Here is a 15,179-nt window from a genome sequence, read left to right as displayed (position 1 = left end):
ACGCGCCACGAGTTCCACGGCGAGTGGAACTACACACTCCACCCCGCACCCGACGACACGCCCGAACCGAGCTAGATTAATTCATCACAAGCCCTTAGTCCGGGGCGCACCAGGCTCGCCGCGACGACTGTCGCCGGATCGGGCGCCTCCGCCGACGCGGACCGACCGAGGTTCAGGCTGCGCAGCAGATCCCAGCTGTCCGAGGCACCGGCCGCGGTCTCCGCTTCTGCCGGCGTCAGTACCTCGCGCGGGTCGGCGCTGCGCAACGGCCATCGGGGATACACGGGCGTTGGCCAGACGTACCCGCCCTCCCCGCGCCACCCGGGCGGGTACGCATCGGGAGCCTTCTCGGCGAGAACCCGGCGATGACTGGTGTGGACGGCGTCGTCCCCGAGCCACGGTGGTAGCAGGCCGTGATCGCGGAGTTGCTCGTAACTGTCGGTGCGCCCAGCGGTGTACTCGAGCAGTTGGGGTGCGAGAGCGTCGGCATGACCGCGTGCCGACCACTCGCGACACATCGCGACGCCGTACGAGACGAGCGCGGGGGTGAAGCCGCGCCACATCGCGGTCGCGGGATGACGCTTCCACCCGTACGACGGCCAGACGAGGGCGCGCAGGATCTGGAAAGTCTCCACCCGCTGCTTGCCCAGTCTCCGGTCGTCGAGCAGTTTCGCGCTGCGGGCGAATCCCGGATCGGGGACGAACGTCTGCATCCTGCCTCCAGGGCCGGGAACCAGTTCAACCAGGCTAACCGCATGTGAGTGCTGATGCGTGCCCCGGCACGCTTCGCCACTCACGTGCGCTGGGTGGCCCTCACACGTCGGTGGGTTGTGGTAAGTCTGAGCCGACCGGAGTTGGGGAGCGAAGGGAGGCCACGTGCTCGTACTGCATCGCGCCGAGCGTTCCGCCACTCTCGCGTCGGCACTCGGCGACGTGCTCGCGACCCCGCTGTCCGATCCGTTCGCCCGGGAGGTCGTCGCGGTCCCGGCGAAGGGTGTGGAGCGCTGGCTCACGCAGCGACTCTCGACCGCGCTGGGTGCCCGGCCCGACGTCGGCGACGGCGTCGCCGCGAACATCGACTTCCCGTCACCGACCCGGCTCGTCGACGAGTGCCTCGCCGCTGCCACGGGGGTGTCCGCGGACGACGACCCGTGGAATTCGTCCCGGGTGCTGTGGGCGCTGCTCGGCGTCGTCGACGACTGCCTCGGTGAGCCCTGGTGTGCCGTCCTCGCGAAACACCTCGGGCACGGTCTCCCGGACTGCGACCCGGACGATCACCGGCCGGGCCGGCGCTACGCCACCGCGTCACACCTCACCGACCTGTTCCGGAGTTACGCCGCACAGCGGCCGGCGATGCTGGTCGACTGGGCCGGAGGTCGCGACACCGACGGTGCGGGCGGTTTACTCGACGACGACCTTCTCTGGCAGGCCGAACTGTGGCGACGGCTGCGTGAGCGTGTCGGTAGTCCTGCCCCCGCCGAGCGGCTCGACTCCGCCTGCGCCCGGCTGCGCGAGGAACCGTACCTCGTCGAACTCCCCGCCAGGCTGTCGCTGTTCGGCCCGACACGTCTCGCGACCGATCAGATCGCCGTCCTCGCCGCCCTTGCCGCCAATCGTGATGTGCACCTGTGGCTTCCGCATCCGAGTCCCGCCATGTGGTCGTCGTTGTCGACGGTGAACAGTGTTCTCGCCCGCGCCGACGATCACACCGCGCTGTCCGTCTCCCACCCGCTGTTGTCGAGCCTGGCTCGGGACGTTCGCGAACTCGAGTCGAGGCTGACCCGCCTCGACGTCGACGACATCCACCACGAGGGGCCTGCACCCCGAGATTCCCTGCTGGGGTGCCTGCAAGCGGACGTCAGGGACGACCGGGCACCCGCGCTCGCCGAGTGCACGGCAGACGCCTCCGTCCAGGTCCACGCGTGCCACGGGCCGGCCCGTCAGGTGGAGGTCCTGCGCGAATGTCTCCTCCATCTCTTCGAGGACGATCCGACTCTCGAGCCGCGCGACGTGCTCGTCATGTGCCCCGACGTCGAGTCCTACGCCCCGCTGATCCGGGCCGCGTTCGGGCAGGACGTGCTCGGCCATCCCGGCCATCGGCTGCGGGTCCGGCTCGCCGATCGTGCCCTGCACCAGACCAATCCGGTTCTCGCCGTCGTGTCGACGCTCCTCGAACTCGCCGACGCGAGGGTGACGGCGAGTCAGGTCCTGGACCTGTCGGCGGCCGCGCCGGTGCGCAGGCGGTTCCGGTTCGGCGACGACGACCTCGAACGGATCCGGGAATGGGCGGCCGCGACGGGCGCCCGCTGGGGAATCGGGCCACGGCAGCGCGCGGCGTTCGGACTCGGCGACTTCCCGCAGAACACGTTCACCACCGCGCTCGACCGCATTCTGCTGGGCGCCGCGGCCGACGAGTCGGAAGGCGAATGGCTCGCCCTGGCGCTACCGCTGGACGACGTCGACAGCAACGACATCGACCTCACCGGGCGGCTGGCCGAATTCGTCGACCGGCTCGACGTCGCGCTGCGCGGGCTCGGCGGGCCGCAGTCGGTCGCGGACTGGTCGAGCGCGCTCACCCGGGCGCTCGACCTCCTCGTCGACGTCAGCGCCGCCGACACGTGGCAACTCGCGCAGGCGCGAAGAGAACTCGGGGCGGCGATGGAACACGGCGGCGACGCGGTTCTGCGACTGTCGGACGTGCGCGCCATGCTGGCCACCCGGCTCGCGGGCCGTCCCACCCGCGCGAACTTCCGCACGGGCGAGCTGACGGTATGCACCATGGTGCCGATGCGGTCGGTGCCGCACCGCGTCGTCGTTCTCCTCGGCCTCGACGACGAAGTCTTCCCGCGGGGCGTCAGCGTGGACGGCGACGACGTGCTGGCTCGTAATCCCCTTCTCGGCGAACGTGACCCGCGCAGCGAGGATCGGCAGCTGCTGCTCGACGCCGTGATGTCGGCGAGTGAGAAACTCCTGCTGTTCTACACGGGCGCCGACCCCGTCACCGGCATGTCCCGGCCGCCGGCGATCCCGCTGTCCGAGCTGCTCGACGCGGTGGCGGCCACCGTCGGGAGCGATGCCCTGCCCGGGATCGTGACCCGGCATCCGTTGCAGCCGTTCGATGCACGCAACTTCCGGCCTGAGCACCCGTTCAGTTTCGACCGGGCGGCGCTGGCCGGTGCCCGTGCCGCGCAGCACCCGCCCGAACCAGAGCCGGCGTTCCTGCCGGCGCCGTTGGTGCCGCTGCAGCGGGAGGACGTCGATCTCGCCGACCTCATCGCGTTCCTGGTGCACCCGACGCAGGCGTTTCTGCGGCAACGGCTCGGGTTGCGGGTCCCCGACGTGGACGAGGACCTCGCCGACGCACTGGACGTGTCGCCCGATCCGCTGGCCCGATGGGATCTCGGGCAGAGGATGCTCGTCGCGAGGCTGGCGGGAGTCGAACTGGCAGACTTCCGCGCCGCGGAGTGGCGCCGAGGGACGTTGCCGCCGTTCAAGTTGGGGGAGTCGGTGCTCGGCGGAATCGAGCACGCGGTCGAGTCGCTAGTCGCCGTCAGCGGGTCCGTGCACGTCGGGCGCGCGGATACCGTGGACATCGATGTCGATCTCGGGTCCGGACGGCGCCTCACCGGGACCGTCGGCGGTGTGCACGGATCGGTGATCGCGAGCACCACGTATTCGAGGTTGGGACCGAAACACCGCCTCGCGGCATGGGCGCAGTTGCTGGCAGTCGCGGCGTCCGGCAACGAGACCGAGTGGACTGCGGTCACGACCGGCCGCGGCGCGTACAGCCGTCCGGCGTGGCGCTCGACCCTCGCAGCACCCGAGAACGCAGTGGAGGAGTTGGTGCGACTCGTCGAACTGCGCGATCTCGGGCTGCGCGGGCCGCTGCCGATCGCCACGGGCGCGTCGGCGGCGTATGCCGAACGACGCCACGGCGGCAGCAGCATGGAGGACGCGGTCGAGGCGGCCCGCAAGGAATGGAGCAGTGATTTCGGTGACTCACGCGACCGGCACATCACGTACGTGTACGGGTCGTCACCGGGCATCGACGTCCTCGGCGACACGGTGACCATCGAGCATTACGCCCGGCAATTGTGGGCGCCGCTGCTCGCCGCGGAGACGTTGGCGCAGCCGTGACCGGCGCGCGAGGCTTCGACCTGCTCGGTCCGCTGCCGGAGGGTACGACGGTGCTCGAGGCGAGCGCCGGTACCGGCAAGACGTACGCGATCGTCGGCCTGGCCGCCCGCTTCGTCGCCGAGGGCGGCGTGGACCTGTCCCAGCTGTTGCTGGTGACGTTCAGCCGGGCGGCGACGCAGGAGCTGCGGGAACGCACCCGTGAACGATTCGGTTCCGCCGCAGCCGCATTGGCCGATCCCGCAGCGGCGCGGCTGAGCGCGGATCAGTTGATCCGGCACCTCGCCGAGGGCGACACCGACGCGGTGGCGTTACGGCGCCGGCGCCTGCTGCAGGCGCTGTCGGACTTCGACGCCGCCACCATCGTCACCACCCACAGCTTCTGTCAGCGCATGCTCGACGGGCTCGGCATCGCGGGCGAACGCGACCCCGACACGGTGCTGGTCGAGGCGGCCGACGACCTCACGACCGAGGTGATCGCCGACCTGTACCTGCGGGCCTACAGTCGCGTCGAGGTCGCGCCGTTCACTCCGGCGGAGGCCACGGCCGCCGCGCGGGCCGCGATCTTCGACCCGCAGGCCGTGCTCGCCCCGGAAGATGCGCGGGGCACCCCGGCCGGGGATCGGGTGGCGTTCGCGGAGGCGGTGCGCGCAGAAGTCGAGCGGCGCAAACGCGCGGTGGGTCTGCGTGACTTCGACGATCTCCCGATGCTCCTCCATCGCGTCCTCAGCGATCCTGAGCACGGTGCGGCGGCCTGCAGGCGTGTCCGCGAACGCTACGGCGTCGTGCTCGTCGACGAGTTCCAGGACACCGACCCGCTGCAGTGGGACATTCTGCGCCGGACGTTCCACGGCAGCGGAACGCTGGTGCTCGTCGGCGATCCGAAGCAGGCCATCTACGCGTTCCGTGGGGCGGAGGTGCTCAGCTATCTGGACGCGGTGCGGTCGGCCGACCGTCATCAGGAGTTGACCACCAACTGGCGCAGCGATCAGGAACTCCTCGACGGCCTCGAATTTCTGCACGGCGGCGCCGCGCTGGGGCATCCCGAGATCGTGGTGCACCGCGTCGACGGCGCGAGACCGAAGTCGCGTCTGACGGGTGCCGCGCCACTACGGCTGCGGTATCTGCCGCGGACGGGCGCCGGGCCGATCAACAAGTCGGGATACCCGGCGGTGGGGCCGCTCCGGAAGCGGATCGCGGCAGATCTCGCCGCCGACATCGTCGCCCTCCTCGACGGTGGCGCGACACTCGACGTCGGGGGGAGCGTCCGACCCGTCGAACCCGGCGACATCGCCGTCCTGGTGCGCACCAACGCGCAGATCACACTGGTCCACGACGCCCTAGACCGGGCGGGTGTGCCGTCCGTGCTCGCCGGCGGGGCCAGCGTCTTCACGACTCCGGCTGCGCAGCACTGGCTCTGGATTCTGCAGGCCATCGAGCAACCGCACCGTTCCGACCGGGTGCGGCTGGCCGCGCTCACCCCGCTGCTGGGACACACGGCCGAGGAACTCGATGCCCGCGGCGACGACATCGTCGCGGAGGTCGGCGGGCAGCTCCGCGAACTCGGTGCGGTGTTCGCGCAGTCCGGCTTCGCGGCCCTGTTCGAACGACTGTCCGCGGTCGGCGCGCTGGAGGCGAGACTGCTTCGGGTGGCAGCGGGCGAGCGGGCGCTGACCGATCTCCGGCACGTCGCGCAGTTGCTCAACAGTGCCGCCGTCGAGCAGTCGCTCGGTCTGACGGCCGTCACCCGCTGGCTCACCGAACGCATGAAGGATCCGTCCTCCGGTGGGGTGGACCGCAGCCGACGGCTCGACAGTGATGCGGCAGCGGTGCAGATCGCGACCGTCCACGCCAGCAAGGGTCTCGAATTCCCGCTCGTCTACCTGCCCTACGCCTGGGACGCCGCCAAGATTTCGAAGCCGAGCAAACTGCTGCTGCACGACGACGACGGGCGACGCATCCTCGACGTCGGTGGCCCGGGCAGCCCCGGCTACGCGGAACGCAAAAACCGGCACGACGCCGAAGAGGCAGGGGAGGAGCTGCGGCTGCTGTATGTCGCGGTCACCCGGGCGATGTGCGGGCTCGTGGTGTGGTGGGCGCCGGCGTTCACGACCGCAGGCGCACCGCTGCACCGGATGATCCTGGGGCGGCCGCCCGGACAGCGGGAGGTCCCGCCGAAGGTCACCGTTCCCGAGGATCCGGTTGTCGCGAAACGGTTGTCCGCGTGGGGTGCGGCAGCTCCGGAGACGGTGACCGTCGAGGCGGTGGGTTCCGACCCGATCGGGCCGGTCGGATGGACACCAGAGCGTGAGCCCAGCGGAGACCTGGAAGCTGCTCGCTTCCGGCGGCTGCTCGACACGCGCTGGCGTCGCACGTCGTATTCGGCGTTGACCGCGTCCGCTCACGACGCGCCCGCGGTGGGCAGTGAGGCCGAGGTCGAGGAGAAGACGGACGAACCGGCCGAACCCCCGTTGCAGGCGCCGGCCGACGTCACCGCGGGTGTGCCGTCGACGATGAACGCACTGCCCGGAGGCGCGACGTTCGGCACGCTCGTCCACGCCGTCTTCGAGATCGTCGACACCGCGGCACCCGATCTGGACGCAGAAGTCCTGCGGTGCTGCCGCGACGTGATCGTTTCGACCCTGTCGGACATCGACCCCGCCCAGCTGGCAATGGCGCTGGTGCCCGTGCTGCGGACTCCCCTCGGCGCGGGGACCGAACCGACACTCGCCGACATCGCACCCGCAGACCTGCTGGCGGAGCTCGACTTCGAACTGCCGCTCGCCGGCGGCGACACACCCTCGCTCACCGTGATGCTCGACGGCGTCGGCAGGCTGCTGCACACCCACCTTGCCGTCGGCGATCCGCTGCGGTCGTACGCCGACGCCGTGCAGACGCTCGAGCCGACCCCGCTGCGCGGGTACCTCACCGGCAGCATCGACGCCGTGCTGCGATTGCCCGGACCGCGGTACGTCGTGGTCGACTACAAGACCAACCGCCTCGCGCAGGGCGACCTGACGACCGCGCACTACACCCGAGAGAGCATGGCCGCCGAAATGTTGCGGGCGCACTATCCGCTGCAGGCATTGCTGTATTCTGTTGCGTTGCACCGCTACCTGCGCTGGCGGCAACCGAACTACGATCCGGCGGTGCACCTCGGTGGCGTCCAGTATCTGTTCGTGCGCGGAATGGTCGGCCCCGACACCCCGCCGGGCTGTGGTGTCTTCGACTGGGCGCCGCCCGCCGCGCTGATCACCGAGCTGTCCGATCTGCTGTCCGGGTCGGCCTCAGAGCACGAGGGGACGCGATGACCGAGGTGCAGATGGCGCAGCGCGGCAAGGGGATGCTGCGGGTCTTCAACGAGGCCGGTGTGCTGGCCGCCGCGGACGTGCACGTCGCGTTGCGGTTGTCCGCGCTCGGAGGCGAATCGTCGGAAGACGTCGTACTGGCGACGGCGCTGGCGGTGCGCGCGGTGCGGTCCGGCTCGGTGTGCCTGGACCTGACGCGGATCCGTGAGGTGACCGTCGACGAGGAGTCCGAAGTCGATCTCGACGCACTGCCCTGGCCGGACGACGGCACCGTCGTCGAGGCACTGCGGCGGAGTCCGCTGGTCACGGGTGGTTCGGCGGGACCGCTGCGACCGCTGCGGCTCGTCGACACGGCCGAGGGTGGGCTGCTCTACCTCGACCGGTACTTCCGGCAGGAAGCGACCATCCGGCGGGTACTCGACCAGCGCGCCGTCGGGCATCCCCTCGTCGACGAGCAGTCGCTGCGGGAGGGCTTGGCCGCGTTGTTCCGCGACCAGCACGACGTCGACGCTCCGGCTCCGTCTCCGGATCGGCAGCGGATCGCCGCCGCGGTGGCCGCCACGCAGTGGACGTCGGTGGTGGTCGGCGGACCCGGAACGGGCAAGACGCACACCGTCGCCCGGGTGCTGGCGTTGCTGACCAGGCAGCCCGGGCCGGGGCTCCGTATCGCGCTCGCCGCGCCCACCGGGAAGGCCGCGGCGCGGTTGCAGGAGTCGGTATCCGAACAGTCCGACGCACTCGGGTTGCCGTCCGACCTGACCGCGATGACGCTGCATCGGCTGCTGGGTTGGCAGCGCGGACGCGGCAGCCGGTTCCGCTACAACGCGAACAATCACCTGCCGTACGACGCGATCGTGGTCGACGAGACGTCGATGGTGTCGCTGACGATGATGTGCCGGCTCCTCGAGGCGGTCCGCCCGGACACTCGGTTGGTGCTAGTAGGCGACCCGGATCAGCTGACGTCCGTCGACGCGGGCGCGGTCCTGGCCGATCTCGTGGCCCGGCCGGTGACGGGAACCGGGTACCCGGTGCTTGCCAGGATCGTCGGCGACGACCTGGAGGCAGCCGACGACCCGCTCGAAGCCGCCTTGAGTGCGGGCGAACGGGACAGATTGCGTGGCGGAGTGGTCCGGCTCAGCCGCGGGCGGCGATTCGGCGGCGGCATCGCTCAGCTGGCCGTTGCGGTGCGGAAGGGCGAACCGGACGAGGTCATGGAGATCCTGTCGAGCGGTGCCCCCGAGGTGTCGTTTCACGGTCCCGACGACCTGGAGGCACTGCGAGCGGATGTGGTGGGGACGGCCACCGCGGTCACCGGGTCCGCGGAATCCGGCGATGCCTTTGCTGCGCTGCGGCATTCGGAGGCGCACCGGCTGTTGTGCGCGCACCGGGAAGGTCCGTACGGCGTGCAGTGGTGGGCGCGGCAGGCGATGGAGTGGATAGGGGCGGCGACGGGGCAGCGACTGAACCCGGATCGCTGGTACCCGGGCCAGCCGCTGATGGTGACCGCCAATGATCACGAAACGAAGATCTACAACGGCGACACCGGCGTGATCGTGCGCCGCGACGACGACGAACTCGTCGCCGCGTTCGTGCGGGGCAACGAACCGTTCCTGTTGCATCCGACGCATCTGTCCGCCGTGCAGACGGTGTACGCGATGACGATTCACCGCAGTCAGGGCAGTCAGTACGACACTGTGTCCGTGGTTCTTCCCGGCGAGGCGTCGTCGCTGCTGACTCGCGAATTGCTCTACACCGCGATCACCCGTGCACGAAAGCACGTGCGGATCATCGGGTCCGAGGATGCAGTGCGGGCGGGAGTACAACGCCGGGTGCTGAGGGCGAGTGGGCTTCGGAGGGCGATTCTGTAGCACGGCTCCGCAGGGAGGAGATCACGACGGCGAGAGTTGCCGACAAGAACACGATCTGCAGGAGTGTGCGGGGGATCAGCGCTTCGAACGGTCCCGTCGAAAGTCCCTCCACGGCGGCGTACACGTTCGCCGGGAACATCAGAATCAGCAGGGCGGTGAGGCAGCCTGCCGCCCACGGCGCGGTGCGTCGTATCAGCAGGCCCGCGGTGCCGGCCAGTTCGAGCAGACCGGTGACGGTCACCAGTAGCGCGGGATTCGGCAGCGACGGCGGGACCATGTCGACGAGTTCCGCACGCATCCCGACGAAGTGGGCCATGCCGGTCAGCGTGAACATGGCCGCGAGTCCGCCCCGCAGGGCGACAGGCCACGGCCGGAACCGGCGCACACCCGCCGCCCCTGCGACGAGGAGTGCCAGAGTGACGGCAACGAGGGCGATCAAGGGTTCCATGGTCCTTCTCCTGAATCGATCACTGTTCGTGGGTGTTGTTACTGCGGGACAGCCGGTCTCGGGCGCGGCTGAACTTCTGTGCGACGGGCACGCGTGCAGTGGCGCGAGCCAGGCCCATCGCCGGCGTGCCGACGTAGATCGACTCGGCGCGGTCCACCGGATAGGTCTCGTGCCAGACGCCGACCGCACCGGGTGCCTTGCGGGCCCGCCGGTTGAATGCGGCCCAGGCCGGACGGTGCTTCGCCTGGCTGTCACTGGCGTAGGCGTAAAGCTTGTCGACGGAGTCCCAGTACTGGATCACTGTCGGGCCACGCCCCTCGAACGTCAGGCGGTAGCCCATCAGGCCCGAATCCGGGTCCTCGGACAGCTCGCGCAGCATCTTCGGCATCGCGAGGAAGGTGGGCAGCCACAGGTCCGGTCGCCAGGGTCGGTTGATGGTCATCCCGATCAGGAAGACCACCGGTTCGCCGTCGTAGTGGTGCGTCGAACGGGTGGGTTCGATCGTCGTCATCGGATGCCTCCCAAGCTTGGATACCAGTACTATCTAATAATGGATAGTATGAGTATCCAATGTCAAGGGGTGTGGGCATGCAAAAACCCGGACCGCGCAGTGCGCGGCCCGGGTGAAGGGGTCAGGAGTGGACTACGGCGCCGGAGCCGGCGGCGTCACCGGGACGACCGAGGCGAGTGCGCGCTGGTGGGCGTCGGTGGACCATTCGGGCTCGGTCGTGATGTTCATGTCCCCGACGATCGTGCCGAAGATGTCGATGTCCGTGCTGTACAGGATCACCGCGTTGCGCTGCGAATCCGTGAAGTTCGTACCGGTGATGTTCGCATCGCTCAGATCGGCGTACGACAGATTCGCGGCAGCGAAGTTGGTGCCGGTGAGGTTCGCTCGTTTCATGTTCGCACCCGACAGGTCGGCGAAGCTCAGGTTCAGACCCGCCAGATTCGCGGAACTCAGATCGGCGCCGGGGCAGGTCGTGCGATCGTCGGGGTTCGGATTCGCCACAATCTTGCAGCCGTTGATCTCGGTGAGGACGTCCGCCGCGGCCGTTCCGGTGCCCGCAGTGATTGCGGCACCCCCGGCCAGCGCGACCGCGCCCAGTGTCAGAACCCTGAAATGTGTCCTGCTCATGCCGGACTGCCCCCTCGCGTAGAACCTCAACCGTCATCGCCGAACTTAGTGCCGAGCGCCCTGCGCCGCACGGGGAATGGCGACACCTGCACGTCGGAGGCGTTGTGAGACACAAACGCACCCCTTCTCGGTGGACGCACCCGTTCTAGGGCTGGAAAAGGGGTGCGTGGGCGCAGAAGGGGTGCGTCTGCGGGAGGCGACGCCGGCGATGGACTACTCGCAGGCGATGCCGTCGTTGTCGCGGTCGAGGTGCGGCGCGTAGCCGTCCTGGCCGCGGTAGATGGGCGTCACGCCGGCATTGCGGGCCTCGGTGCAGTTCTTGTAGCCCGCGCGAGGTGCGGGAGCCTGCGGTGCCGGCGGCGCGACCTGCGGTGCGGGGGCTGCCTGCGGGGCCGGCGCGACCTGCGGTGCGGGTGCCGGTGCTGCCGGAGCGGCGGGCGAGGGCGGCAGGAGGGGGTTCACGGCGTCGGCCGAACCGCTCGGAATCAGGGACGCAATATCCGGGGGAAGGAAGTCGAAGATCGTCGCCGCCTGTGCGGAGGGCGCGGCTGCCATCGAAATGGCGGCACAACCGAGGACGCTGAGAACTAACCGTCGAGCCTTCATATTTACCTCGTTCGGGGGGTGGGGTGGGGCCTCGACAGGACCACCGGCACATGCACCTCGCGACAGTGCTTCGTGATTTCGATCCCGTCTGCCGATGATGGTAGCCGCGACCGAAAGATCCTGTGACACAGGCGGCTCCGCTGTCGGTCATGCGAATGACAGCGGTAGTCGCGCGGCCCGCTGGATCTGAAACGCACCCTTTCTCGGTCGAGGCACCCCTTCTGGTGCCCGAATAGGGGTGCGTCTGCTCAGAAGGGGTGCATACGCTGTCAGCGCTGCGGGAGAACGGTCACCCGGACCTGCCGCGGACATTCGTCGACACTGTGCTCGCGGCCGCGCAGTAATCGACCCGCGGGAGCAGATGCGCGGCGGCCGTCCGCCACGGGTCGAGCAGGGTCTCGAAGTGTGCGCTGGTGAAATCGTGCCGCCCGACGAGATCCGACACCGTGTGCGCTGCCGCCGCGTCGCGCACCGCGGTCGCGATATCCGCGCACAGTCGCTCGTCCTCGCGCAATGTCGCCTCGTCCATGAAGTGCCGTTCCCAGGCGGCGTCCTGGGCGCGGTACCAGGACTTGATCCGGCCCGCCTCCCAGGCCGCATCGCGTGCGCAGATCCAGGCGCCGAGCCGTCGGCGGCTGTCGACGACGCTCCTCGTCCGCGTCAATGCTCCGAAGTGCCCGTGCAGGAGGGCTGCCGCTTCCACGGCATGTCGCACGACGTCCGGCCAGTTCGGGCCGAAGCTCTGCTCGCACTCGTACTCCGTGACGGCGAACGTGTCGAGGGCGGACAGCGCGTCGTCCACGACGTCGAGGTGGAGAAGGTCCGAGCCCGGCAGCTCGCGTCGGCTCAGCAGTTGGAAGGCCACGAACGCGTCCCCGCGGACCGGTGCACAGTGCACGAGAACGTCGAGCACCGAGAGCCGGGTCTCGGGCGCGTAGTCGCCGCGCTCCCGTACCGGGTGCCGGCGGATGAACTGCGCGGCGCGGGCAGGGAGAAGGCGGAGTTCGTCGGTGATCATGTCAGCACTCGACGAAGTTGACCGGGACGTTGACGGCCAGACCGCCGGTCGACGTTTCCTTGTACTTCGACAGCATGTCTGCGCCGGTCGAGCGCATCGTCTCGATCACCTGGTCGAGGCTGACCCGGTGGGTGCCGTCGCCGCGCAGTGCCATGCGAGCAGCGTTGATGGCCTTGCCCGCCGAGATCGCGTTGCGTTCGATGCACGGAATCTGCACCAGCCCTTCGATGGGATCGCAGGTGAGACCGAGGCTGTGCTCCATCGCGATCTCCGCGGCATTCTCCACCTGTTCGATCGTGCCGCCCAGGATCTCCGCAAGCCCGGCAGCGGCCATGGACGCCGCCGATCCCACCTCGCCCTGGCAGCCGACCTCGGCGCCGGAGATCGACGCGCGTTCCTTGTACAGCGATCCGACGGCGCCGGCGGCGAGGAGGAAGCGGATCGCGGTGTCGTCGGGATCCGACTTCCCGGCCGGGGTGTAGTGAACGGCGTAGTGCAGCACCGCGGGGATGATGCCCGCGGCCCCGTTGGTCGGCGCGGTGACGATCCGGCCGCCGGATGCGTTCTCCTCGTTGACGGCCAGAGCGACGAGGTTGACCCAGTCCTCGGCGAAGGCGGGATCACGGTGCGGGTCTTCCTGATTCAGACGGAGGTACCAGTCGCGTGCGCGCCGGCGCACGCGCAGGGCGCCGGGAAGAATTCCGTCGCGCGCGATCCCGCGCTTCTCGCATTCCACCATGACGTCGCGGATATGGAGGAGCCGTTCGTAGATCTCGACGGTCGACCGCGTTTCGCGTTCGAACTGGAGCATCACGTCACTGATGGCGTAGCCGTGGCGTGCCGCGACGTCGAGGAGTTCCTTGGCGGACCCGAACGACAGGCCGCCGGTGGCCGTGGCCGTCGGCTGCGCGCTCTCCGCTTCGGTGACGACGAAGCCGCCGCCGACGGAAAAGTAGATTTCGCTGTGGATCTCGACGCCGCCGGCGGTGGACGCGGTGATCCTCATCCCGTTCGGGTGCAGCGGCAGAATGGTCAGCGGATGGAGGACGATTTCGTCTTCGGCGAGCGCGACCTCGTGCGATCCGCCGACCCTGATCCGCCGGGTGCTGCGCATCTCCTCGAGTCGTCGTTCCATCTCCTCGGTCTCGATCTTCTCGGGAAAGTACCCCTCGAGTCCGAGCAGCACCGCGGACATCGTTCCGTGGCCCGCTCCCGTTGCTGCGAGCGACCCGTACAGGTCGACGCGGATGTCCGCTACTGCGGGCAGGGCGTCGAGGGCGCGGAGGTCGGAGACGAACCGCGCGGCGGCGCGCATCGGTCCGACGGTGTGCGAACTCGAGGGGCCGACGCCGACGGAGAACAGGTCGAACACGCTGATGGTCATGGGATTACACCGCCTCACTGAGTTCGTTCGCGTATTGCGCGGGGGTGAGGAGTCCGTAGGCGGACGACGTCGGCGAGGGGAGGACGGCGAACAGCCAGCCACGGTGGAACGGGTCGTCGGCGACGAGTTGCGGATCCGCGAGGGCGTCGGTATTCGTCATCGTGACGAGTCCGCTGATCGGCGCGTACACCGTGACGACGGTCCGCACGGACGTCCACACGAGCGCGCAGGGGGCGCCGGCCTCGATCGTGCTGCGCACCGCCGGAAGTTCCAGCCCGACCACCTCGATCTCGTCGAGTGCCGTGTCCGTGACCCCGGCCCGGAGCGGGTAGTCGGAGAAGTTCTGTCCCGGTGCGAGGGCCAACCAGCTGTGCGTTGCCGTGAACCGTCGATCCGAGGGAATCTTTCCAGCTCTCATGCCTTTTCCTTTGACAGTTGGGCGTTGTGGTCGCGGAGTGGCGCGTGTGATCCAACAGGTCTGATATTGATATATCAGTCTGTGTCATAACAGTAGGTCAGGTGCGGGGGCGGGTCAAGAGGTGGTCTGGAAAACGTCCGGAAACGAAGCGGCTACGGCCGGAGGGTCGCGGGCAGCGTGCCTTTCAGTGAGCTCGTCACGGCGAGCGCCTCGGCGGCCAGGAGATCGCCCGGCGTGAGAATGCGTTCGCGCATCAGCCCGCGGTCGAGCTGCCAGGACCGCTCGACACCCGGCAGGCACCCCGACGACAATGGTGGCGTCCACCAGACGCCGTCGATCCGGGCGGCGAGATTCGCGATCGTGGTCTCGGTGACGTGCCCGAGTTCGTTGACCAGCACGACGTCGTCGGCCCCGGGATGGCGGTGTCGTCTGCGGTCGTATCGCTCGCGCAACGTCGTCTTGTGTCCGAGGAGGACGTCCCGGGAGTCGACGGGCTCGTCGTCGAGCACGAGAGACACCGAGGCAGGTGCGACCGGCGGCGCGAAGACATCGACGTCCACAGCGCCGTCGCGGTGCAGGCGCACGCGGACCCGGGCCGCGCCGACGCCCGACAGTCGCTGCGCGAGGCGGCGCCGGACGTCTCGTTCCCGGAACTCGTACCCGAGCACGGCCGCGGAACGGGCCAGACGTCGCAGGTGACGCTCTCCGTGCTGCAAGCCGGTCCGCGGATCGTGATACATCGTCTCCATCAGCTGGGCACCGGCATCGATCAGCTGTGCCTCGGCTGTATCGATCGTCGCGAGACCGGCGGCGGACACGGAGGTGTTCACAGTGCGGAGACTCGATTCGACGCGTGA

12 protein-coding genes are annotated in these 15,179 nt (G+C 69.2%); 3 read left to right on the top strand and 9 right to left on the bottom strand.

Annotated elements, in window-relative coordinates:
- Positions 1–71: 71 nt before the first annotated feature.
- A complete protein-coding gene (locus ACFVJ3_RS20330; protein ID WP_378453732.1) occupies positions 72–713 on the bottom strand; it encodes an MSMEG_6728 family protein in 642 nt (213 codons plus the stop codon).
- A 163-nt stretch (positions 714–876) separates the two neighbouring features.
- On the opposite strand from ACFVJ3_RS20330, the gene recC reads away from it, so the two are divergent.
- Genes recC through recD form a run of 3 tightly spaced genes read left to right on the top strand, consistent with a single transcriptional unit; the run spans position 877 to position 9,310 of the window.
- A complete protein-coding gene (recC, locus tag ACFVJ3_RS20325) occupies positions 877–4,137 on the top strand; it encodes an exodeoxyribonuclease V subunit gamma (RefSeq protein ID WP_378453731.1) in 3,261 nt (1,086 codons plus the stop codon).
- The gene (locus tag ACFVJ3_RS20320) at positions 4,095–7,445 is read left to right on the top strand and encodes a UvrD-helicase domain-containing protein (RefSeq protein ID WP_378453730.1); all 3,351 of its coding nucleotides are present in this window, start codon (positions 4,095–4,097) and stop codon (positions 7,443–7,445) included. The genes recC and ACFVJ3_RS20320 overlap by 43 nt, the downstream gene beginning before the upstream one ends.
- Positions 7,442–9,310, top strand: coding sequence for an exodeoxyribonuclease V subunit alpha (gene recD, locus ACFVJ3_RS20315; RefSeq protein ID WP_378453729.1), 1,869 nt, complete (start codon positions 7,442–7,444; stop codon positions 9,308–9,310). The genes ACFVJ3_RS20320 and recD overlap by 4 nt, the downstream gene beginning before the upstream one ends.
- Here the strand turns inward: recD and ACFVJ3_RS20310 are convergent.
- The 8 genes from ACFVJ3_RS20310 to ACFVJ3_RS20275 all read right to left on the bottom strand — a co-directional run bounded on the left by ACFVJ3_RS20310 (position 9,228) and on the right by ACFVJ3_RS20275 (position 15,152).
- The gene (locus ACFVJ3_RS20310; protein WP_378453728.1) at positions 9,228–9,758 is read right to left on the bottom strand and encodes a hypothetical protein; all 531 of its coding nucleotides are present in this window, start codon (positions 9,756–9,758) and stop codon (positions 9,228–9,230) included. The two genes, recD and ACFVJ3_RS20310, sit on opposite strands and share 83 nt — an antisense overlap.
- A 19-nt stretch (positions 9,759–9,777) precedes the next feature.
- Complete coding sequence (locus ACFVJ3_RS20305; RefSeq protein WP_378453727.1) at positions 9,778–10,269, bottom strand: DUF4188 domain-containing protein; 492 nt, start codon at positions 10,267–10,269, stop codon at positions 9,778–9,780.
- A gap of 132 nt (positions 10,270–10,401) precedes the next feature.
- Positions 10,402–10,896, bottom strand: a complete 495-nt coding sequence (locus tag ACFVJ3_RS20300; protein ID WP_378453726.1) for a pentapeptide repeat-containing protein — start codon at positions 10,894–10,896, stop codon at positions 10,402–10,404.
- 213 nt (positions 10,897–11,109) lie between these two features.
- Positions 11,110–11,502, bottom strand: coding sequence for an excalibur calcium-binding domain-containing protein (locus tag ACFVJ3_RS20295; RefSeq protein WP_378453725.1), 393 nt, complete (start codon positions 11,500–11,502; stop codon positions 11,110–11,112).
- Between the two features lie 289 nt (positions 11,503–11,791).
- Entirely contained in the window at positions 11,792–12,520 is a 729-nt protein-coding gene (locus tag ACFVJ3_RS20290; protein ID WP_378453724.1) for a hypothetical protein, read from the bottom strand.
- A gap of 1 nt (position 12,521) precedes the next feature.
- Positions 12,522–13,904, bottom strand: coding sequence for an L-serine ammonia-lyase (locus tag ACFVJ3_RS20285; RefSeq protein WP_378453723.1), 1,383 nt, complete (start codon positions 13,902–13,904; stop codon positions 12,522–12,524).
- A gap of 4 nt (positions 13,905–13,908) precedes the next feature.
- Positions 13,909–14,322 carry a glycine cleavage system protein H gene (locus ACFVJ3_RS20280; protein WP_378453722.1) on the bottom strand — a complete coding sequence of 138 codons (414 nt, stop codon included), beginning with the start codon at positions 14,320–14,322 and terminating at the stop codon, positions 13,909–13,911.
- 152 nt (positions 14,323–14,474) lie between these two features.
- Positions 14,475–15,152 (bottom strand): aminotransferase class IV, encoded by a 678-nt coding sequence (locus ACFVJ3_RS20275; protein ID WP_378453721.1) that lies wholly within the window; start codon positions 15,150–15,152, stop codon positions 14,475–14,477.
- Between the last annotated feature and the right edge of the window lie 27 nt (positions 15,153–15,179).

The sequence above is a fragment of the Rhodococcus sp. NPDC127593 genome (assembly GCF_042671975.1).
Taxonomy (GTDB): Bacteria; Actinomycetota; Actinomycetes; order Mycobacteriales; family Mycobacteriaceae; genus Rhodococcus_F.
Note: the sequence above shows the minus strand (reverse complement) of the source record. Positions and strands in the feature narration are given on the sequence as shown.

Bases quoted from the DNA above. Each gene is read 5' to 3' on its own strand.
- ACFVJ3_RS20330 (WP_378453732.1), bottom strand. From the start codon at position 713: ATGCAGACGTTCGTCCCCGATCCGGGATTCGCCCGCAGCGCGAAACTG.
- recD (WP_378453729.1), top strand. From the start codon at position 7,442: ATGACCGAGGTGCAGATGGCGCAGCGCGGCAAGGGGATGCTGCGGGTC.
- ACFVJ3_RS20310 (WP_378453728.1), bottom strand. From the start codon at position 9,758: ATGGAACCCTTGATCGCCCTCGTTGCCGTCACTCTGGCACTCCTCGTC.
- ACFVJ3_RS20305 (WP_378453727.1), bottom strand. From the start codon at position 10,269: ATGACGACGATCGAACCCACCCGTTCGACGCACCACTACGACGGCGAA.
- ACFVJ3_RS20300 (WP_378453726.1), bottom strand. From the start codon at position 10,896: ATGAGCAGGACACATTTCAGGGTTCTGACACTGGGCGCGGTCGCGCTG.
- ACFVJ3_RS20295 (WP_378453725.1), bottom strand. From the start codon at position 11,502: ATGAAGGCTCGACGGTTAGTTCTCAGCGTCCTCGGTTGTGCCGCCATT.
- ACFVJ3_RS20290 (WP_378453724.1), bottom strand. From the start codon at position 12,520: ATGATCACCGACGAACTCCGCCTTCTCCCTGCCCGCGCCGCGCAGTTC.
- ACFVJ3_RS20285 (WP_378453723.1), bottom strand. From the start codon at position 13,904: ATGACCATCAGCGTGTTCGACCTGTTCTCCGTCGGCGTCGGCCCCTCG.
- ACFVJ3_RS20280 (WP_378453722.1), bottom strand. From the start codon at position 14,322: ATGAGAGCTGGAAAGATTCCCTCGGATCGACGGTTCACGGCAACGCAC.